General features: G+C 43.8%; 22 protein-coding genes. 9 read left to right on the plus strand and 13 right to left on the minus strand.

Annotated features, from left to right (window positions below; translation table 11 throughout):
• Window positions 1–332 precede the first annotated feature (332 nt).
• Entirely contained in the window at window positions 333–569 is a 237-nt protein-coding gene (locus F890_RS04480; protein WP_002058193.1) for a VF530 family protein, read from the minus strand.
• A gap of 93 nt (window positions 570–662) precedes the next feature.
• Here F890_RS04480 and F890_RS04485 point away from each other — a divergent pair, with 93 nt between their 5' ends.
• Together F890_RS04485 and F890_RS18035 are read left to right on the plus strand one after the other, a co-directional pair.
• A complete protein-coding gene (locus F890_RS04485) occupies window positions 663–968 on the plus strand; it encodes an IS630 transposase-related protein (protein ID WP_000122230.1) in 306 nt (101 codons plus the stop codon).
• 47 nt (window positions 969–1015) lie between these two features.
• Window positions 1016–1510, plus strand: a complete 495-nt coding sequence (locus F890_RS18035; protein WP_005265831.1) for an IS630 family transposase — start codon at window positions 1016–1018, stop codon at window positions 1508–1510.
• On the opposite strand, the gene F890_RS04490 is transcribed toward F890_RS18035, so the two are convergent.
• The 4 genes from F890_RS04490 to F890_RS04505 form a co-directional block, all read right to left on the minus strand.
• A complete protein-coding gene (locus F890_RS04490) occupies window positions 1419–2066 on the minus strand; it encodes a hypothetical protein (protein WP_005265833.1) in 648 nt (215 codons plus the stop codon). The genes F890_RS18035 and F890_RS04490 overlap by 92 nt on opposite strands.
• A 179-nt stretch (window positions 2067–2245) precedes the next feature.
• A complete protein-coding gene (locus F890_RS04495; protein ID WP_004280494.1) occupies window positions 2246–3178 on the minus strand; it encodes an FAD-binding protein in 933 nt (310 codons plus the stop codon).
• Window positions 3179–3196: 18 nt separating this feature from the next.
• Window positions 3197–3949 (minus strand): electron transfer flavoprotein subunit beta/FixA family protein, encoded by a 753-nt coding sequence (locus F890_RS04500; RefSeq protein WP_004280496.1) that lies wholly within the window; start codon window positions 3947–3949, stop codon window positions 3197–3199.
• A gap of 521 nt (window positions 3950–4470) precedes the next feature.
• Complete coding sequence (locus tag F890_RS04505; protein ID WP_004280497.1) at window positions 4471–5076, minus strand: LysE family translocator; 606 nt, start codon at window positions 5074–5076, stop codon at window positions 4471–4473.
• A 112-nt stretch (window positions 5077–5188) separates the two neighbouring features.
• Here F890_RS04505 and F890_RS04510 point away from each other — a divergent pair, with 112 nt between their 5' ends.
• On the plus strand, window positions 5189–5683 hold the full coding sequence (locus tag F890_RS04510) for an Lrp/AsnC family transcriptional regulator (RefSeq protein WP_005265834.1): 495 nt from the start codon (window positions 5189–5191) through the stop codon (window positions 5681–5683).
• A 180-nt stretch (window positions 5684–5863) separates the two neighbouring features.
• On the opposite strand, the gene F890_RS04515 is transcribed toward F890_RS04510, so the two are convergent.
• From F890_RS04515 to F890_RS04545, 7 genes are all read right to left on the minus strand, one after another.
• A complete protein-coding gene (locus tag F890_RS04515; protein ID WP_005265835.1) occupies window positions 5864–6247 on the minus strand; it encodes a hypothetical protein in 384 nt (127 codons plus the stop codon).
• A gap of 230 nt (window positions 6248–6477) precedes the next feature.
• Window positions 6478–7413, minus strand: a complete 936-nt coding sequence (xerA, locus tag F890_RS04520; protein WP_005265836.1) for a site-specific tyrosine recombinase/integron integrase — start codon at window positions 7411–7413, stop codon at window positions 6478–6480.
• Entirely contained in the window at window positions 7414–8019 is a 606-nt protein-coding gene (locus F890_RS04525) for an alpha/beta fold hydrolase (protein WP_026056588.1), read from the minus strand.
• A 93-nt stretch (window positions 8020–8112) separates the two neighbouring features.
• Complete coding sequence (gene dapF / locus F890_RS04530; protein WP_004280505.1) at window positions 8113–8958, minus strand: diaminopimelate epimerase; 846 nt, start codon at window positions 8956–8958, stop codon at window positions 8113–8115.
• 12 nt (window positions 8959–8970) lie between these two features.
• Complete coding sequence (gene lysA, locus F890_RS04535) at window positions 8971–10215, minus strand: diaminopimelate decarboxylase (protein ID WP_004280507.1); 1245 nt, start codon at window positions 10213–10215, stop codon at window positions 8971–8973.
• Window positions 10216–10239: 24 nt separating this feature from the next.
• Window positions 10240–10473 (minus strand): LPS translocon maturation chaperone LptM, encoded by a 234-nt coding sequence (gene lptM / locus F890_RS04540; RefSeq protein WP_004280509.1) that lies wholly within the window; start codon window positions 10471–10473, stop codon window positions 10240–10242.
• 133 nt (window positions 10474–10606) lie between these two features.
• Window positions 10607–12010, minus strand: a complete 1404-nt coding sequence (locus tag F890_RS04545; RefSeq protein ID WP_004280510.1) for an amino acid permease — start codon at window positions 12008–12010, stop codon at window positions 10607–10609.
• Between the two features lie 319 nt (window positions 12011–12329).
• Between F890_RS04545 and F890_RS04550 the strand changes: the two genes are divergently transcribed.
• Complete coding sequence (locus F890_RS04550; protein WP_004280512.1) at window positions 12330–13676, plus strand: alanine/glycine:cation symporter family protein; 1347 nt, start codon at window positions 12330–12332, stop codon at window positions 13674–13676.
• 95 nt (window positions 13677–13771) lie between these two features.
• Here the strand turns inward: F890_RS04550 and F890_RS04555 are convergent, their stop codons facing one another.
• Window positions 13772–14176: a hypothetical protein gene (locus F890_RS04555; protein ID WP_004280513.1), complete on the minus strand. Its 405-nt coding sequence runs from the start codon at window positions 14174–14176 to the stop codon at window positions 13772–13774.
• A gap of 174 nt (window positions 14177–14350) precedes the next feature.
• On the opposite strand from F890_RS04555, the gene radA reads away from it, so the two are divergent.
• The 5 genes from radA (at window position 14351) to F890_RS04580 (ending at window position 19515) form a co-directional block, all read left to right on the plus strand.
• Complete coding sequence (radA, locus tag F890_RS04560) at window positions 14351–15742, plus strand: DNA repair protein RadA (RefSeq protein WP_004280515.1); 1392 nt, start codon at window positions 14351–14353, stop codon at window positions 15740–15742.
• Between the two features lie 118 nt (window positions 15743–15860).
• On the plus strand, window positions 15861–16865 hold the full coding sequence (locus F890_RS04565) for a Tim44 domain-containing protein (protein ID WP_005265837.1): 1005 nt from the start codon (window positions 15861–15863) through the stop codon (window positions 16863–16865).
• Between the two features lie 223 nt (window positions 16866–17088).
• Window positions 17089–17445: a hypothetical protein gene (locus tag F890_RS04570; RefSeq protein ID WP_004280518.1), complete on the plus strand. Its 357-nt coding sequence runs from the start codon at window positions 17089–17091 to the stop codon at window positions 17443–17445.
• A gap of 1 nt (window position 17446) precedes the next feature.
• The gene (locus F890_RS04575; protein WP_004280519.1) at window positions 17447–19180 is read left to right on the plus strand and encodes a PepSY-associated TM helix domain-containing protein; all 1734 of its coding nucleotides are present in this window, start codon (window positions 17447–17449) and stop codon (window positions 19178–19180) included.
• The gene (locus F890_RS04580) at window positions 19177–19515 is read left to right on the plus strand and encodes a DUF3325 domain-containing protein (RefSeq protein ID WP_004280521.1); all 339 of its coding nucleotides are present in this window, start codon (window positions 19177–19179) and stop codon (window positions 19513–19515) included. Before F890_RS04575 ends, F890_RS04580 begins: the two co-directional genes overlap by 4 nt.
• Window positions 19516–19592: the final 77 nt, after the last annotated feature.

Below are 19592 nucleotides of genomic sequence, written 5' to 3' on the forward strand. Positions count from 1 at the left end.
CATCAGCATAAAAAAAGCCCCGTCTTTCGATCAGGGCTTTTTTAGAATCTGGAGCGGGAAAGGAGACTCGAACTCCCGACCCCAACCTTGGCAAGAGTCACCGACATAAAATACACTAAATAACATAATTGGTATTTTAATAAACTCTATATATAACAGTTATATAGAGTTTTTATTTTGTGTGGTGTAATTTAAGGTAGGGTGGGGTACTTTGATTTTTGGTCACTAATTTATTGTGATAATCAACAATAATAACCAACATACACATGCTTAATCTAAAGGTGTTTTACTGACTGGTATAATTTTATAATGAGAGGGGGTGTTGCCTGGGGCTACGGTTTCTGTTTTGCCTTTTGGCGTAAGACGTACAAATATAAGCTTTCTACTTTTTCACGTGCCCATGGTGTGGTACGCAAGAATCGCAATGATGATTTAACACTTGGGTCTATGCAAAAACATCTAATTTCAATTTTACGACTTAAACCTTCAAAGCCACCGTAGTAATCCAATAATTCATCCAAAATGTCAGCAAGTTTTTTGCCGTGTAAAGGGTCATTGGAGGTGTTCATAATAGATCAATCGTATTTTGGGTGGCCATTATTATAACCTGGGCTAGTTGGAAAACTATAGTCAAATCATTATAAAACCAATACAATGGTGCAATGAGTTATTCAGAACATTTTAGACGTAAAATTTTAGCTAAACTTGAGGAAGGTTATTCTATTCGAGCGGTAGCTGCACAATTTGAAATTAATAAAAATACCATTGTTGAATGGAAGAAACGTATAGAGATTAAAAAAACTCGTGTACGTAAACCTTCTAAAATTAACGATGATGCTTTACGTGAAGATGTTGAAAAGTATCCTGATGCTTATCAATATGAACGTGCTGCACGTTTTAATTGTGGTGTTTCATCTATTGGTGCTGCATTAAAGCGCTTAAATATTACAGTTAAAAAAAGACGTTAAGCCATCCTAAAGCAGATACAAAGCTTAGGGATAAATTTATTCAGCAAGTGAATGAATTAGAAAAAACCCACCCGATTATTTATCTGGATGAAAGTGGTTTTAAGTCACATGATTACAGACCTCATGGCTACTCACGAAAAGGAGTACCCTGTTTAGGGCAATATAATTGGCAATTAAAGAATCAGACCAATGCCATTGGAGCAATCCATAAAGGGTATTTATTTTCAGTAGGTTTATTTGACTGCAAAATCAATTCAGATGTTTTTCATTTTTGGATTGAGCAATTCCTCATACCAGCATTACCTGAAAATAGTGTAGTGGTTATGGATAATGCAGCATTTCATAAAAGAGCAGATATTCTGGAGTTATTGGAACAACAAGGGCATAAAATTCTTTGGCTTCCTGCATACAGCCCTGATTTAAATCCTATAGAACAGATGTGGGCATGGGTTAAACGTAAGCGTAAAGAATGGTTGATCGACTCAGTCGATGAATTATTTCGAGTTTTTTTCGAATCCTGTATGGATAATAAAGTAGTTTGACTATATGCGGTACCAACTGGATGCCGAATTCTTCTTTCAGGGTTGAAGTCGTGCGATCGAGCACTTTGCTCAGTCCGCCACAGGCAATGGTGAGAAAGATAAAAAAATGTGCAATATTCAAAGAATTCTTCATGCTTCGTATGGTTTGAACCAGCTTTTTCGCCAGTACCAGAAAGACAAAAATAATGCCGAGCAATAAAATAAATCCGAGCAGCTTATCCATGAGCGGAATTTCAGCACTGCGATAGAAATTAGTTTTGATAAAACTCATTTCAAACACCTGCTTATGGAAATCCATTTCCCGTAATCCCAACAATGTCGCTGCTATAGCCGTAAACACTCGGGTATTAGGTTTGATTTCAACATTAAGCAAACACAGCACTGCCAGCAAGTACCATAACCATGGACTCATGACTTCAAAAGCGCCTGATTCACTAAATAAATACTGAGTTACCGAAGCTGGTGCATTCAGGGCAGTATGAATACAAATACCCAGATAAAGCGCAATCAGCAAAAAACTAATAAACAGGATATGGGCGGCTTTGGAAAAGGACATGATTAAAAACAGGAGAAAAAGCAAACCGGGATTTTATCACTTTTCATGCAAATGAAATACTCTAGTTTCGACTGTAGAGTATTTTTAAAATTTTTGCATAAAAAAACGCCCTTGGACAAAACAGTAAAGCATTGCTTTCACTGCTTGCACAAGAGCGTATTTTGAACCCGATTCAGAAATTAGATTTTAGAAACCAATTCTGGAATTACAGTGTTCAGGTCACCGACTAACCAGTAGTCAGCGACTGCATTGATTGGCGCTTCTTCATCTTTGTTGATCGCAACGATCACTTTAGATTCTTTCATACCAGCCAAATGCTGAATCGCACCAGAGATACCGACTGCGATGTACAGATCAGGCGCAACGATTTTACCAGTTTGACCCACTTGCATATCGTTTGGTACGAAGCCAGCATCTACCGCAGCACGTGATGCACCTTGAGCAGCACCAAGCTTGTCGGCCAATGGATCAAGGATCTTGTGATAGTTCTCACCAGAACCTACACCACGACCACCAGAAACCACAATACGCGCAGCTGTCAGTTCAGGACGTTCAGATTTTACGATTTCTTCGTTGATAAACTTAGAAATACCCGCATCACCCGTAGACGCAGCAGCTTCAACAGCAGCAGAACCGCCCTCAGCAGCTACAGCATCAAATGCTGTACCACGAACAGTCGCCAATACGATGTTTTCGCCTGATTCTACAGTTGCAATTGCGTTACCTGCATAGATCGGACGTTTGAAAGTCTTAGGACCATCTACCGCAATGATGTCAGTGATCATGCTTACGTCAAGAAGCGCAGCTGCACGTGGTAAAATGTTTTTACCAGTTGTTGTAGAAGCAGCAAGGATATGTGTATAGCCTTTACCTAATTCAGCAACAAGTTTAGCCACGTTTTCAGCCAATTGGTTTGCATAAGCAGCGTCATCAGCAAGCAATACTTTGCTTACGCCCGCAACTTTAGCCGCTTGGTCAGCAACTGCCTGAGCGCCAGAACCAGCAACCAATACAGTGATATCACCACCGATTTTTTGCGCTGCAGCAACAACGTTTAAAGTAGCAGCGTTTAATGCTTTGTTGTCGTGCTCAGCGATAACTAAAATACTCATGATTTTTATCCTTCTGTATTAGATCACTTTCGCTTCGTTTTTCAATTTTTCTACAAGTTCATCTACAGACTTCACTTGTACGCCAGCTTTACGCTCTGCAGGTGATTCAACTTTCACTGTTTTCAGTTTAGTTGCAGGGTTTACACCGAAATCTGCAGGTGACTTGGTATCAAGCGGTTTTTTACGCGCTTTCATGATGTTTGGAAGTGCCGCATAACGAGGCTCGTTCAAACGCAAGTCCGTGGTAATGATTGCTGGAAGTTTCAGCTCAACAGTTTGTAAACCGCCGTCTACTTCACGTGTTACTTGTACTTTATCGCCATCTACTTTTACTTCAGAAGCGAATGTACCTTGACCTGCACCCATTAGAGCGCCAAGCATCTGACCAACCTGATTCGAGTCATCATCAATTGCTTGCTTACCCAGAAGGATCAATTGTGGTTGTTCAGCGTCAACAACGCCTTTCAGAATTTTAGCGATTTCCAGCGCACCCAGTTGGCTGTCATCAGCTTCAACCAGAATACCGCGGTCAGCACCAAGCGCCATTGCAGAACGGATCTGTTCTTGGGCTTCTTTAGGACCAATAGAAACAACAATGATTTCTGAAACAGTTCCTTTTTCTTTTAAACGAACCGCTTCTTCCACTGCGATTTCACAGAATGGATTAATTGACATTTTAACGTTAGTTAAGTCAACACCACTGTTGTCCGGTTTAACACGAACTTTAACGTTGGCATCAACCACACGTTTTACAGCAACAAGAGCCTTCATGTAATCCTCGGCTGTTTTAGCAAATGTAAATGTTGAGAAAAGTTAGTGTAACTCTTCACTTAAATTTTTTTAGGTGCCCTATCTTGCAATGTGTACGGCATTTCGGTCAAGTCACAATTCAACAAAGAGCTGTAAAAATGCGTAATTTTCCCTGAACGATGCGTTCACAATTAATTGTTATCGTTTTATTACAATGAAATGTATCAATATTTACTTAAAATTTAACCATTGATTTATATTATTTTTTTATCTGATTAATCACATCAATAGTTCTGATTAAAAAGCTGTACGCAAAATAAAATGAAAGTAGTTGGCAGCAAAACTGGCAGGATGAACCCACAATCATATTTGTCATTTTAGACAGAAATCTTCTTTGAAACGGATTTGGCCCACTAAAAAGACCAATTGACTGAATAAGCAACCCGCTCACTTATAGATATGCTGGAAAAGTCATCTCTTTTTCAAATGCTTTTAACCATAAAAAAAGCATACTGTGAAAAGTATGCTTTTTTGAATCGGGCTTAATTGATGATGAGCCAGCTTGCTGCAAGCGCCAATAAACCACCAGAACTTCCATCTACCCATTTTTGTTTACGTTCATCAATCTGGGTTTTCTGGCTGATTTTACTGAACAAAATACTTAAGCCACAATACACCACAAAAATCAGACCAATAAAAATAAAGGACAGAATCAAACCTTGACTGACAGTATTGGCCGATTTATCAATAAACTGCGGCAAAATCGCAAAATAAATCAGCATGCCTTTCGGGTTTAATAACGCAGTAAAAAAACCTTTTTGAATCGGATTGGCTGATGTCTTTTTCTCAATGTTCAGCACACTTTTACTGAATACTGACTTGAACAGGCCAAAGGCCAGATACAGCAGATAAGCAATTCCGAGCCAGCGAATCGTTTCAAACAGCACCGGAAAGGACACAATAATCGCAGCAATTCCGAGTGCGACCAGAATCGAATGTACCAGATAACCACAACACACACCGACAGTCGCCATCATGCCTGCTTTTGCATCTTTACCCATTACTTGAGACAGGATAAATAACATATCGGGTCCAGGCGTAAAAATCAGGGGAAGCACGGTCAGTGCAAAGAGTACAAATACAGACATTTCCTTTTCCTTTCAAACTCCAGAAAGTGAAACAAGTATCTGCGATTTTTTACAAAATTGGCTTTCAATTTATTTTATAATAAGTCTTATTTTTCGAATATTATTCTAATTTATGAAAATATCCACCAAGTCTGTGCGGGTAAAACTTGATCGAATTGATAAAAATATCATTCGACACTTACAAGCCAATGGCCGTATTCAGAATAACGATCTGGCGCGGGAAATCGGACTTTCGCCTTCCTCCTGTTTGCGACGGGTCAAATTACTGGAAGATGCGGGTGTGATTCAGAATTACACCACCATTGTCGATCAGCAGAAAATTGGCTTTCAGCTGATTTTGTTTTCACGGATTTGGCTGGTCGGTCAAGATGCTGAAACCATTGACACCTTTATTGAGGCCATGAAAGAACTGCCTCAAGTGATGGAGTGCTATATCATTTTGGGGGAAAGTGATGCCTTGCTGAAAGTCGTGGTGCCTGATCTAGAAAGTTACCGTAAATTCCAGTCGACCCATCTGACTAAAAAAAATGGTATTACCAGTGTTAAAACCGATTTACCGAGTCAGATTATTAAACAGAGTTTCCAATTGCCTTTAGAAGATTTATAAACGAATGGATTAAGAGTGACGATGGCGTATTTTTAATTCCAGCGCTAAATAATCATAGCCAGCTTGAATCAACCGCTATGTTGCAGATAGATAGATCGCAAGTTTGACGATAAGAAAAATATCAGGTTGCCTTGTTTAAAGACAACCTTTTTCTTGAGTAAAGCCGAGATACTAGGGAGTTTAGGCAGTTGCTTGTGCTAAAAAATCACGATGAATATGGCTTAAATCCACCAATTCATAGTCTGATAATTCAAAAACTGTCCAAATCGCAATCGCATCTTCTTTTAAATCGACCGCTTGGGTGGCACGATTCGACACTTGCCACTGTAAATCAGAAATCCATAAATAGTATTGTCCTGTCATTGCATTAAATGCCTGAACTTTACCATCAGCATTAATCCCTTGAATGATGGCACCTTCAGGTAAAGTCGCTGCAAGACTCGGTAAGCTAATGTCCACAAAATGCTTGATTTGTCGCAAACCATAACCGGCAAACATTTCTTTTTGAGCTGCGCTTAACTGTGCATATTTTTGTTCTATATCTGCAATCACTATTGTGTCCATATCAATTCCCATCCGCCAAATGCTGAGACTTTACTCAGTCATACTTCATTTTAAATATTAATTACTCGTGCTTGTTATACCTGAAATGGCGCATTTAACGAATAAAACAATAGTGAAATGCCCAACAGAACGCCAACTTTCAGTTCAATTCCATTTTAAAATTTAAATATGAAAGTTTTATGCCAAAAATATATATTCATGATTTTTACTTTCTACCACTTGGCGCATGATCAATCCTTTTTATGCTGTGCACGCGGATGCGCCTGATCATAAATTTGTGCCAGATGATCAAAATCGACATGGGTATAAATCTGGGTGGTGCTTAAATTACTGTGGCCCAACATTTCCTGAACCGCACGTAAGTCGCGGCTATTCGACAGCATATGACTGGCAAAGCAGTGACGTAACAAATGCGGATGTAAATCCACATTGACGCCTGCGCGCTGCGCCTGAAACTTGACCCGATTTTCAATTTGGCGTGCACCCAGTGGATTGCCCTTCTGGGTAATAAATACATTCGCTTCTGGCACAAAGTCGCCATTCCATAAAGGATAAACCTGCAACCAGGCCATGACACTTGCTTTGGCCTTGGAGCCAAAAGGCACGATCCGGGTTTTATTACCTTTACCAGTAATACGTAGCAACTGCCGGTTGAAGTCGATATCTTTGATTCTGAGGTTTTGTAATTCGGCCAGACGCAACCCACTGGAATACAGCAACTCCAGAATGGCTTTGTCCCGGAGCCACATTTGCTGCTGGATTTCATTTTCAGGCGCAGGCTGATCGATAATCTGATTCACGGTTTCAATATCCACCATGCCCGGCAAAGGACGCGATTGGCGCTTTAACTGAAAATCATCCGCCGGATTAAAGGCGAGATGCTGGGCCTGCTCTGCCCATTTCATAAACTGGCGAATGGACGACAGCATGCGCTGAAGACTACTGGGACTCAGCTGATGCTGTTCAACTTTTTCAGCCAGAAACTGGCGCAGGTCTGTGGCTTCTACATCGTTTAAATTGAGCTGCTCACGCTGGCAAAATTCTAAAAAATCCGAGACATCACGAGCATAGGCCTGCAAGGTATGTTTAGACTGGTTCTGGATTTCACGTTCTTTCAGCCACATATTGAGCAAAAGTTGAGGGGGCACAGTCACTGCCTGCTCCATTTAAAGTTGCTCCAGATAATCTTGAATCAGTGCTGCCACCTGATCTGCATGAGTGTGGGCAAAGAAATGATTTCCGCCTTGGATGATATGCAGTTTTGCATGTTTAAATATTTTTTCTAAGTATTGTCCTACTTGAATCGTGCTTAGAGGATCATGATCTGCCCAAATTAGCAAAATGGGAATTTCAAGACCGGCGAGCTGATCAGGATTAAATTCAGTGTGATCTTGTACAAACCAGTTCGGTACTGCTTTAAACTGTTCACGATAATCTGTTCGCCAGTCGGCACAGTGAAATCTCTTCAAATTTAAACCGCCTGATGTCGCCAACAATACCAGCCCTTTGACTTTTTGCGGATGCTTAAGCGCCAACCCAACTGCCAGTACACCACCCATCGACTGGGCAATCAGAATGGAGTCATCCTGAATCTGCCTATTTACTAGTTCTTGCAAATCATACAGGTTTTGAATGGCTACATTTGGCGCTACCCCATCAAATCCTGGATAGGCAATGACCTGCTGATCTGGATATTCGGTTAATGCTGCCCTTAACGGCTGCCAAAAACCTTGGCTGCCAGATGCACCCGGTAAAAATACAAGCTGATTCATGAAGGCATAATCATGCATATTAAATTTCAGTTTCATCCTAACATAAAAAAAGCACCGTTCTGAGCACGGTGCTTTTTTAAAACTTAATGCCGATTAACCCTGAAAATAACGCAAATCCAGACGCCCTTCATACACGGTCGCCGTTGGTCCGGTCATCCAGACCACATCACCTTCTTTCCACTCGATCTGCAACTTGCCACCTGCCAGCTCGATTTCAACCTTGCTCGACAGCAGACCACGGCGCATCCCGGAAATGGCGGCAGCACAGGCGCCTGTACCACAGGCCAGAGTCTCGCCGACACCACGTTCATATACACGCAAACGCGCATGTTTTTCATCAATGATCTGCATAAAGCCAGCATTGACCCGTGCCGGGAAGCGTGCATGCGCTTCAACTTGTGGGCCAATACGTGCCACATCGGCAGCAATCACATCCGGTACAATCGTCACCGCATGTGGATTACCCATATTCACTACATCAATGGTCAGCTTTTCACCGCCAGCAAGATCGATGTCATACAGGCTCTCCGGCGCATCAGCCACAAATGGAATTTCCTGAGGCAGAAATTTTGGATAACCCATATTGACCCGTACCCAGCCATTCGCACCCAATTCCGGCTCAACAATACCAGATTTGGTTTGCACCTTGATTTTGGTTTTGGTCGTGAGCTGACGATCATGCACAAATTTGGCAAAACAGCGCACGCCATTGCCACATTGTTCTACTTCCGAACCATCGGCATTAAAAATCCGGTATTTAAAGTCTGCACTCGGTACGTCTGGTGGTTCAACCACCAGCAGCTGATCAAAACCAATACCAAAATTACGATTGGCCAAGCGCTGAATGGTGACCGGATCCAAATAAGCGCGCTGGCTGATCAGATCAACCACCATAAAGTCATTGCCCAGACCATGCATCTTGGTAAATTCTAATAACATCCTGATTTATCCTTAAGGCAATAAACGCTCACGTTCCCAGAGTGATTCAATCGTCTCACGTTCACGAATCAAATGTGCCTGATCTGCATCGACCATTACTTCAGCAGCACGACCACGGCTGTTGTAATTTGAGCTCATCACAAAACCGTATGCACCCGCGCCAAGCACTGCTAGCACATCATTTTCCTTGATCGCAAGCTCACGCTCTTTACCTAGGAAATCACCAGTTTCACAAATTGCACCCACGATATCCCATTCTTTAGTTTCAGCATCAGTACGCGGCCTAACAGGTTGAATGTCCATCCATGCTTCATATAAAGCCGGGCGAATCAGGTCGTTCATCGCGGCATCAATAATCGCGAAATTACGGTGATTGGTCGGTTTTAATAGATCCACTTTAGTCAGCAGTACACCTGCATTAGCAGAAATACTACGTCCCGGTTCCATATACACTTTCAAGCCCAATTTTTCCAAAGCTGGACGCAGCGCATTGGCATATTCTTCAACCGACGGCGGGGTTTCATCTTTATAGGTCACACCCAGACCACCACCGATATCGATGTGTTTGAGGTGGATACCCATTTCTTTGAGCTGGTCAATCATGACAATGACACGATCCAGTGCATCGACAAATGGCTGGGTTTCGGTGAGCTGTGAACCGATATGGCAATCAATCCCGACCACATCCAGATTTGGCAATGACGCCGCATATTGATAGGTTTCAAACACGCTATCAGACGGAATACCGAATTTATTTTCTTTTAAGCCGGTTGAAATATAAGGATGGGTTTTAGCATCGACATCCGGATTCACACGCAATGAAATCGGCGCTTTGACATTTAATTCAGCCGCAACTTTCTGGATACGATCCAGCTCGGCATACGATTCGACGTTGAAGCAGGCAATCCCGACTTCCAGTGCTTTTTTGATATCCGCTTCAGATTTACCCAGACCGGAAAATACGATTTTCGAAGGCTCACCACCGGCTTTCAGCACACGCGCCAATTCACCACCGGTCACAATATCAAAACCGGCACCCTGTTTGGCCAATACATTCAATACCGCAAGATTAGAGTTGGACTTTACCGCAAAACAGATTTGATGATCGATAAAGTTAAAAGCACGGTCCATATCTAAAAAATGCTTTTCCAAAGTAGCTTTAGAATAAACATAGAGTGGTGTGCCAAATTGCTCCGCGAGCTGTTGTAATGAACATTGCTCAGCGTGCAATACCCCATTAATGCGGGTGAAACTCATGAAGGTATCCTTTCTTTGAAAGCGTTATGGTGTGGTTTTAACGTCTGAATCGGTAGGTGCAGCAAACTGTTGTTGCACAGGTGCCTCGCGTTCTTCATCGGACGCTTTAGGCTCAGTTTCAGTATTTTTGTATAACAGATACTTGGCACGCTTGTCGTAATCTGGATCATTCGGCAAGTGCAACGCACCTGACTGCCCACAAGCTGCAAGAACAAGACTTGTCGCCAAGATACTGATGTAGCAAATGACTTGATGCATCTGACCACCTAATTGAATAGTGTTTCGATGAAGTATAACGCGATGATCACCATGACCAAAGCGCTAAAGCCTAGAGATTATCTTTAGCGATAAAAAAACGCCAGCAGATCGCTGACGTTTTTATTGATAAGGTTTATTTATGTTTCTGTTTATAGAAACCGAAATAGCCAATAACCAGAAGGATAAACCAGATCGGGCTGACCATCAGTGCCTGGCGGGTATCCTCTTCCAGCGCCAAAACCACGATCATGCTCAGGAAGAAAATAATCACGATCCAACAGGTCACCAATCCACCTGGCAGCTTAAAGGTCGATTTGGCATGCAGCTCTGGACGTGTTTTGTAATACACGATATAGCTCCAGATAATGATGATCCAGACACAAATAAACAGAATCGTGGATAAAGTCGTGGCCAAGGTAAAGGCCCGAACGGTATCCGGAACAAAATACTGAAGTGCTGCACCTAGCAACAAACACACGGCAGAAAAATACAGGGCATTTGCAGGCACTGCGCGACGGTTCAAGCGACCAAAAGCAACCGGTGCCTGCTCTTCACGCGACAGACCAAACAGCATACGACTGGTCGAAAATACGCCACTGTTCATCGATGACATCACTGAGGACAACACCACCAGGTTCATGATGATCGCAGCCGCTGCAATGCCAGCCTGACTGAACAGGTTTACAAACGGCGAGACATTCGGGTCAATCTGGTTCCACGGAGTTACTGACATCACAATGAGCAATGCCAATACATAGAAAATAATGATACGGATCGGAATAGAGTTCACCGCTTTTGGCAGGTTCTTTTCCGGATCTTTGGTTTCAGCTGCTGTAGTTCCCACCAGTTCCACCCCCACAAAGGCAAAGATTGCAATCTGGAAACCGGCCAGGAAGCCCATGGCCCCCGTCGGGAACAAACCGCCATGCTCCCAGATATGACTAAAGGATGCGATCGTACCGGCATCATTGGTAAAGCCGGTAAATACCATCCACAAGCCAACAGCAATCAGCACCACAATGGCGATAATTTTGACCAGGGCAAACCAGAATTCCATTTCACCAAACAGTTTTACCGTGACCAGATTCAAGCCCATGATAAACACAATCGCGGCAACACTGATCATGACGCCTTCTTCAGGGCTAAAAGGCAAGCCATTATTGAAGAATTGCAGATAGTAAATAATGGCTGACAGATCTGCGATCCCGATGGTAATCCAGCACAGCCAGTAGGTCCAGCCAACAAAGTATCCGGCCCATGGCCCGATCAGATCCGTGGCAAAATCAATAAAAGATTTATATTGCAAGTTGGAGAGTAACAATTCCCCCAATGCACGCATCACCAGAAAGACCATAAAACCGATGATCATATAGATCACCAGAATCGAAGGACCTGCGAGACTGATGGTTTTACCCGACCCCATAAACAGGCCGGTTCCGATGGCGCCCCCAATGGCAATTAACTGTAGGTGCCGATTGGACAAACTCCGCTTTAATTCACCGTGCTCTGCCGACGAATTGTTATATTTTTCTGACATTATTAATTACAACTTTGAGTTTTACTCGCGACAAATTAACGTAAAAAATACTGAATACAAAAATAAAATTTGCATCATTTGTATTTCCTGATTAATTGAAGAAGTTAATTTATTTTTCTTATATCGCTCTACAGTTACATTTTTGCTTTATTTTTGACCTGCGATATTCCAGTAATTTCTTGTCAAATTTTTAAAACTGTGTAAAAAATAGAACACTATTCAGCCAATTTATGCATTCAGGATGAATGCATCTGGCATAGCAATTGCTTTTTAATCAATACCTCGAACTACACAGACATGGATCAATAAGAAGAATTTTATGCAAAATTTACAAAGTTTAATGGAAACTTTAAGCGGCTGGGTGTGGGGCCCTTATATGCTGGTACTGATTGTTGGTACCGGGATCTTCCTCACCTTCCGTTTATTGTTCTGGCAGTTCCGCATGTTGCCTTTGGCCTTTAAACAGGTCTTTGGCAATCACCCTGAACATTCTGGTGATATTTCCCAATTCGCTTCACTCATGACCGCACTTTCTGCCACGATTGGTACCGGTAATATTGCCGGCGTAGCCACTGCCTGTGTGCTCGGTGGTCCGGGCGCCGTGTTCTGGATGTGGATGACTGCCCTGTTTGGTATGGCAACCAAATACGGTGAAGGTGTCCTGGCAGTCAAATACCGAGTGAAAAATGAGAAAGGTGAAATGTCAGGTGGTCCGATGTACTACATCGAGCGCGGACTGAAATGGAAATGGTTGGCGCTGATTTTTGCTTTTTTCGGGGCAATTGCCTCTTTTGGGATCGGCAGTTCAGTACAATCCAATACCGTTGCGCTGACGGTTCAAAACAGCCTGGGCATCGAAACCTGGATGACCGGGATCATTATCACTGCTTTTTCAGCACTGGTAATTTTGGGCGGGATTAAATCGATATCCAAGGCGGCCTCACTGATTGTTCCCGTTATGGCCATAGGCTATGTAGCTAGTGGTTTAATTATTATTTTAAATAACCTGGAACTGGTTGGCCCCGCACTGAAAATGATCTTCACCTATGCCTTTACCGGTGAAGCCGCAGTGGGCGGTGCAATTGGTGCGGCGATTCGTTATGGTGTGGCACGTGGTGTTTTCTCCAACGAAGCCGGCATGGGTTCTGCACCAATTGCTGCCGCAGCAGCAAAAACCGATCACCCAGCCCGTCAAGGTCTAGTGTCTATGACCGGTACATTCATTGATACCATTATTGTCTGTTCAATTACCGGTATTGTTCTGGTAATGGGCTATATCATCGCGGGTAATTCATTCGGAGATCAAACCGGTGCCGTACTGACTATTGGTGTGTTCGACAAGCTACTGCCGGGTGTCGGTGGTTGGGTAGTTACTTTCGGGATCATTTTCTTCGCTTATTCCACCATTTTAGGTTGGAGCTACTACGGTGAAAAATGTGCCACCTATCTACTCGGTGAAAAATTCGTTTTGCCGTATCGTATTATTTATATTGCATCCGTCTTTGTCGGTTGTATCGCGACCCTAGATCTGGTCTGGTTATTCGCCGACACCTTTAACGGCCTCATGGCGGTGCCGAACTTGATCGCATTATTATTACTGTCTGGCGTCATTGCCAAAGAATCGAAAGACTTCATTGCAAGACGTAAATCTGGTGAGCTGTATTAATTGATAAGTTATTTAACTACTCAACTCAAATAGTAAAAAGCCACGTTAATCGTGGCTTTTTCTGTTTCATCTTTTCCATTCTTCATCGTGAAAATTTAGCAACGTAAACAACTACAAGCCAGCTTGTCCCACTCAGATTCAAGTTCTAATGCCAGTCCTAAAGATAAAACAAAAAACTGAATGCCTTTAATTTTCATATTGCCCTGTTCATCTTCCAGATATCTACTCAGTTTTTGATAGGTTTTATGATGCAGATCAAAAGGTACATCCAGATAAAGTCCACCCAGATAGATTTCACTATGGACGGTTTGGTCCACACCTAAACACTGCATATAGCCAATCCCCTGTTGCTCTAGCCAGCCGATCAACATTTGGCGAACCGAGTCTGCGTTCCGATCTGGATGTACATAATGATCAAAATGCACAAATAACACATCACGGTTTTTTTCACGTGCGATCGCATCAATATGTTTCAGCAATTGTGACAAGATCTGTTCCATTCCAGCATAACAAGACGGGTATTATAGACGGCGTTGACGCATAGCATTTAAATCAGCATAAATAAAAACGACAAGCCTTGTCGTAAAAACCATGATTTTTCAGGTGAAAGGCTTGGTTTTCGATAGCATTCACCGCTATGCTGTCACTCAATTTCAATCGCTTCATCTTCAAATATGGCTAAAGCAAAAAGTGTGTATCGTTGTGAACAGTGTGGTGCCGATCATCCAAAATGGTCGGGGCAGTGTTCTGAATGCGGGGAATGGAACAGCCTGGTTGAGGTGACCATTGCACCGGCAGTGACGCATCGTGCTCAGCCAAAAATCGGTGGTGGATATGCGGGCCAGGCGTCCAGCATCACGACTTTAAATCAGGTCTCAGTCTCTCATGAAACCCGCTTACCGACGGGTATCAGTGAATTTGACCGGGTTTTGGGTGGCGGACTGGTGACGGGTTCAGTGGTTCTGATCGGCGGTGATCCCGGGATTGGTAAATCTACCATTTTGCTACAAACAGCCACACACATGGCGTCTGCCAAAAATCCGGCCCTGTATGTGACCGGTGAGGAATCCTTGTCTCAGGTGGCTTTACGTGCCCAGCGTCTGGATCTGCCGACTGACCAGCTCAAAGTCATGGCAGAAACCTGTGTCGAACGTATTTGTGAAGTGCTGGCCCAGCAACGTCCTGCGGTAGCCATTCTAGACTCGATCCAAACCCTGTATACCGAAACCCTTCAGTCTGCACCGGGCGGTGTTTCGCAGATTCGTGAATCAGCGGCCCTGCTGACCCGTTTTGCCAAAAATAGCGGCACATCTTTGTTTCTGGTCGGTCATGTAACCAAAGAAGGCGCACTGGCCGGCCCACGTGTACTGGAACATATGGTCGACTGTGTGCTGTATTTTGAAGGCCAGTCGGATTCACGTTACCGAATGATCCGAGCGGTCAAAAACCGTTTTGGTGCGGTCAATGAGCTCGGTGTGTTCGGCATGACCGATAAAGGTCTGCGCGAAGTTTCCAATCCTTCAGCCATCTTTTTAAGCCGTTATGATGAAGCGATTCCCGGTTCGATTGTAATGATCAGCCGCGAAGGTACGCGCCCGCTACTGGTTGAGGTTCAGGCACTGGTCGATGACGCACATGGCCAACCAAGACGTGTAGCGCTTGGCCTGGATCAGAACCGTCTAAATATGCTCCTTGCAGTCATGCATCGGCATGGTGGTGTGCAAACCTCCGGCCAGGATGTTTATGTCAATATTGTCGGTGGGTTGAAAATCACCGAAACCGGTTCGGATCTGGCGGTACTTCTCGCCTGCGCCTCCAGTATTCGTGGCAAAGCCTTACCGCAACAGCTGGCGGTTTTTGGTGAAGTCGGACTGTCTGGAGAGATTCGTCCTGTACCAAATGGTCAGGAACGTCTGAAAGAGGCAATCAAGCATGGGTTTAAATATATTATTGTCCCACGCGGCAATGCACCGCAAAAATCCATCGAGGGCGTGCAAATTATTTCAGTTGCGCGTTTACATGAAGCCTTGAGCGAGGCGATGGCGCTGAGTGATGAACTCAACTAACTGTAAACTGGCTCATTTGGTACAAAGAGCAAAAAAATACAGATTTTTGATTGAAATTCCACACAAAGCCTATATAAATAGACTGTACAAACAGGTTTTATTCTCATAGGAAAAATGAATGGAAGTTCGACAGCGCGGTTTGATCACAGGTATCTTGACAGCAGTTTTATTGGTTGCGCCTTTTGCAGCTGAAGCAAAACGTGCCGGTGGCGGTAAAAGTCACGGTATGCAACGTTCTGCACAACCTACTCAATCTTATCAACAACCTCGTCAAGCTGCGCCTGCTCAACAAGCGCCAGTTGCCGGTGCTGCAACCCAGCAAAAATCTGGTCCGGGTGTCGGCGGCATGGTTGCCGCGGGTGTAGCCGGTGCTGCGATTGGTGCAGTTGCTGCCAATGCCTTGGCGGATGATCAAAGTGTAGCAGCATCTGAAGCTCAGGCTGCTCAAGCCGAAGAGGAAAAAGGTGGTATTCCGGGCTGGATCTGGATCCTGCTTGCTGCTGCTGTTGCCTTCTTCATTTTCCGTAAAATGAGCGCAAAAAAAAAAGTAGCTTCTAACCCTTTTGCACCAAATAGCGGTGCTGGTAATACAGCACCTTTTGGGCAGGCACCGACTGCACCTCGCGGTGGTGACAGTACCAATATTTTTGGCCAGAACGTGGGTGGTCAAACATCAAGCAATAATGCTCCGCTTGGTTCCGCTCCGGTAAATAACGCGCCTTTTGGTGCAGCTTATACCCAAAGTGGCAGCCAGTTACCGGATGGTACTGAACCTGCAGCATTCTTGCGTGTAGCGCGTCAGCGTTTTAACCACATTCAGTCCATGAATACGGCAAGCAACATTTCTGAAATTCAGCGTTATCTGACTCCTGAACTTTATCAGTCGATGTATAACGACATTATGAGCAATCAGGATCAGGATGTTGCCGAGTTTTCAAATCTGAATGCGATGGTCGTCGACTCATCGACTGACAATGGCCAGTATATTGTCAGCGTACGCTTTACAGGTACCGTAAGCGAAGACTTAAACAGCTTGCCGCAACCGTTCGCAGAAATCTGGCATTTCACCAAACCAGCAGGTTCAAATCAGGACTGGGTGGTTGCAGGTATTCAGCAAGACTAATCGTGAATAAATGAAGTTTAGACAGCGGCCTTCGAGCCGCTGTTTTTATTTGTAAGCCTTACATTTTGATCTTTTTTAATTCCCTTCCCCCTCTCTTTTTTAACTTAGCTTCCAGTTTTACTTATTTTTCATATAAATAGTTCAACAACCCATATTTAAAATCTAAACAATAATTGTTATCATTATCATTAATTACTTCATAAGTTTGTAAATAGAATTTTCGATGATGAATATTCCGAATATGCAAGCCATAGCGACTGGAACAGTTACTGCACCGAAACCATCAAGCAAAAATAAAGTCAAAGCAAATATGCTGGCTTATCGTGGGATGATTTTATATCGCTTTATTCTGGCGGGTGCTGGCGGTTATCTACTGGCTACACTGGCAACGATCGTGATTGCCCAGCTTTTTATCGACAGTGGAAGCAGTGCAGCCATGTCCGCCACCCTGATTGGCTTTAGCTTGAATGCTGCTGCATTTATCTGGGTATTTATGGTGAATAAGACGCTCAAAGCTACGCTCGGGATCGCGATTCCCGGTGTTTTACTCTATATCGCCTATAAGCTTTTAGGAAATTGAGATGAGAGTAGATGCAAAACCCGAAGGTCCACGCCAGTCGATGTCGTGGTTGCATACCTGGGCCAGTCTGATTTTAGGCTGGCTTTTATATGCGATTTTCTTGACCGGAACCTTAAGCTTTTTCCAGAACGAAATTACCGTCTGGATGAAACCGGAATTTCATCAATCAGTTCCACCAAAGACTCAAATCGAACAAACCCGTGTGGCACTGGCTTATCTGCAACAGCACCATCCGGATGCTGGCAGCTGGGCAATCCAGCTTCCTAACTCACGCCAAAATACTACCGCCTTGACTATTCGTAGTGCCGGCGAAGATCCGCGTGCCCGTCGTGGCGGTACCCGCGTGACGATTGACAGCGCCACCGGCGAAGTTTTGCAAGCGCGTGAAACACGCGGTGGTTCATTCTTATACCGTTTCCACTTTGAATTGTATGGTTTGCCAAGAATCTGGGCGCGCTGGATGGTCGGCGTTGCGACCCTGCTCATGCTGGTGGCAATCATCAGCGGTGTCATTACCCATAAGAAAATTTTCAAGGATTTTTTTACTTTCCGTCCCGGCAAAGGTCAGCGTTCATGGTTGGATGCACACAATGCTACTGCGGTATTTGCCCTGCCCTTTCACATCATGATTACCTTCAGTGGCTTATTATTATTGCTTTTTACCCTCATGCCCTGGGGCGTAAACCAGATTTATGAAAATCGTGGTGCTTTCCTTCAGGATCAACGTAAGAGTTTGGTTCAAGACAACAGTATTCAGGCTGAATCCCGTGAAAGCCATAGTGAGAGCAAAGAACGTCGACCGCAAGCTGAGAGAGAAAATCGTGGCGAGCGCGGTGAAATGTCTGCACGTGGTGAAAGTCGCCGCTCTCGTGATGAAATGCAAGTTGCATCTCCTGCACCATTAACCGATCTGACTCCGATCTTGGCAACAGCCGAAAAAGAATGGAAAAATAATCCGGTGGGTATGATAACTATTATCCAGCCAAATACCCTAAAAGCTGAAATTGAACTTCGTGCTTTAAACGGAGTCAGCGTAGCTTATCGCAATGTTTATCCGAGCCTTGCTTTCAATGGCGTAACAGGTGAATTAAAGCCGGATCAAACCACACTGAAAACGCCTTCGGTTGCAAATGGTATTTATAATGTATTCACCACATTGCATGAAGCACGGGGCGTGGACTTGGCTTTACGCTGGTTATTGTTCATGTCAGGTGTGGTCGGCACCTTGATGATTGCGACCGGCTTGATTCTATGGTGTGTTAAACGTGCACCGCAGCAACAGAAGCAAGGTTATAAATCGTTTGGCTATCGTGTGGTTGAAGTCACCAATATCGCAGCCATTATTGGTTTACCGATTGCCTGTGCTGCCTATTTCTATGCCAACCGCTTTATTCCGGCAGACATGGACATGCGACTGAACTGGGAGATTCGTAGCTTCTTTATTGTCTGGTTGCTGACCTTAGTTTACGCCATGATTCGTAGCAATCGACAAGCCTGGCTAGAGCTACTCGTGCTTGCAACTGTGGCATTCGCATTGTTGCCAATCATTAATTTCCTGACTGGAGGTCAGGCGATCTGGAATACCGTCCTGAATGCTCAATGGATGATTGCTTCTTTTGATCTGGCGATGTGGGTGCTTGCAATCCTGTTCTGGTTTGCATTCAAGAAAGTGAAAAATCATAAAAGCTTGCCACCGAAAAAATCCAAAGTGATGCTCAAGGAGAATCAGGCATGATGTTCTTCTTATTGATTTGGGCTTTGACGTCTCTCGGTTTATTTGCGCTTGCCGCATCCATGTCCAAACATCAAAAACAGATCTTTGCTCAAGAATTAGATACGTCCAAAACCAGACTGGCCAGCATTCTTGGCTGGGTAATATTGATTCTGGCACTTATCCTGTGCCTGTTCGCTGGAACGATCAGCAACATGATCAGTTATTGGCTCGGCAGTTTGACTTTTGCGGCCCTGGTCGTAGCTTTAAGCCTGAGTTATCTGGAAAGTAAAATTAAACTGATTACCTCAATCTGTGCGGTGATTGCCGTCATTTCAGGCATCATTTGTTTAATCTAAAGTTCTAATTTACCCATCCTCATTTGAAAAGCTGATCTTCGGATTGGCTTTTTTAGTTTAAAGCATTAGTCTACGCA

It is taken from the genome of Acinetobacter sp. CIP 64.7 (assembly GCF_000369745.1).
Taxonomy (GTDB): Bacteria; Pseudomonadota; Gammaproteobacteria; order Pseudomonadales; family Moraxellaceae; genus Acinetobacter; species Acinetobacter fasciculus.

Excerpts from the sequence above, each read along its gene's own strand:
- F890_RS04480 (WP_002058193.1), bottom strand. The coding sequence starts at position 569 with ATGAACACCTCCAATGACCCTTTACACGGCAAAAAACTTGCTGACATT.
- F890_RS04485 (WP_000122230.1), top strand. The coding sequence starts at position 663 with ATGAGTTATTCAGAACATTTTAGACGTAAAATTTTAGCTAAACTTGAG.
- F890_RS04490 (WP_005265833.1), bottom strand. The coding sequence starts at position 2,066 with ATGTCCTTTTCCAAAGCCGCCCATATCCTGTTTATTAGTTTTTTGCTG.
- F890_RS04495 (WP_004280494.1), bottom strand. The coding sequence starts at position 3,178 with ATGAGTATTTTAGTTATCGCTGAGCACGACAACAAAGCATTAAACGCT.
- F890_RS04500 (WP_004280496.1), bottom strand. The coding sequence starts at position 3,949 with ATGAAGGCTCTTGTTGCTGTAAAACGTGTGGTTGATGCCAACGTTAAA.
- F890_RS04505 (WP_004280497.1), bottom strand. The coding sequence starts at position 5,076 with ATGTCTGTATTTGTACTCTTTGCACTGACCGTGCTTCCCCTGATTTTT.
- F890_RS04510 (WP_005265834.1), top strand. The coding sequence starts at position 5,189 with ATGAAAATATCCACCAAGTCTGTGCGGGTAAAACTTGATCGAATTGAT.
- F890_RS04515 (WP_005265835.1), bottom strand. The coding sequence starts at position 6,247 with ATGGACACAATAGTGATTGCAGATATAGAACAAAAATATGCACAGTTA.
- xerA (WP_005265836.1), bottom strand. The coding sequence starts at position 7,413 with ATGGAGCAGGCAGTGACTGTGCCCCCTCAACTTTTGCTCAATATGTGG.
- F890_RS04525 (WP_026056588.1), bottom strand. The coding sequence starts at position 8,019 with ATGAATCAGCTTGTATTTTTACCGGGTGCATCTGGCAGCCAAGGTTTT.
- dapF (WP_004280505.1), bottom strand. The coding sequence starts at position 8,958 with ATGTTATTAGAATTTACCAAGATGCATGGTCTGGGCAATGACTTTATG.
- lysA (WP_004280507.1), bottom strand. The coding sequence starts at position 10,215 with ATGAGTTTCACCCGCATTAATGGGGTATTGCACGCTGAGCAATGTTCA.
- lptM (WP_004280509.1), bottom strand. The coding sequence starts at position 10,473 with ATGCATCAAGTCATTTGCTACATCAGTATCTTGGCGACAAGTCTTGTT.
- F890_RS04545 (WP_004280510.1), bottom strand. The coding sequence starts at position 12,010 with ATGTCAGAAAAATATAACAATTCGTCGGCAGAGCACGGTGAATTAAAG.
- F890_RS04550 (WP_004280512.1), top strand. The coding sequence starts at position 12,330 with ATGCAAAATTTACAAAGTTTAATGGAAACTTTAAGCGGCTGGGTGTGG.
- F890_RS04555 (WP_004280513.1), bottom strand. The coding sequence starts at position 14,176 with ATGGAACAGATCTTGTCACAATTGCTGAAACATATTGATGCGATCGCA.
- radA (WP_004280515.1), top strand. The coding sequence starts at position 14,351 with ATGGCTAAAGCAAAAAGTGTGTATCGTTGTGAACAGTGTGGTGCCGAT.
- F890_RS04565 (WP_005265837.1), top strand. The coding sequence starts at position 15,861 with ATGGAAGTTCGACAGCGCGGTTTGATCACAGGTATCTTGACAGCAGTT.
- F890_RS04570 (WP_004280518.1), top strand. The coding sequence starts at position 17,089 with ATGATGAATATTCCGAATATGCAAGCCATAGCGACTGGAACAGTTACT.
- F890_RS04575 (WP_004280519.1), top strand. The coding sequence starts at position 17,447 with ATGAGAGTAGATGCAAAACCCGAAGGTCCACGCCAGTCGATGTCGTGG.
- F890_RS04580 (WP_004280521.1), top strand. The coding sequence starts at position 19,177 with ATGATGTTCTTCTTATTGATTTGGGCTTTGACGTCTCTCGGTTTATTT.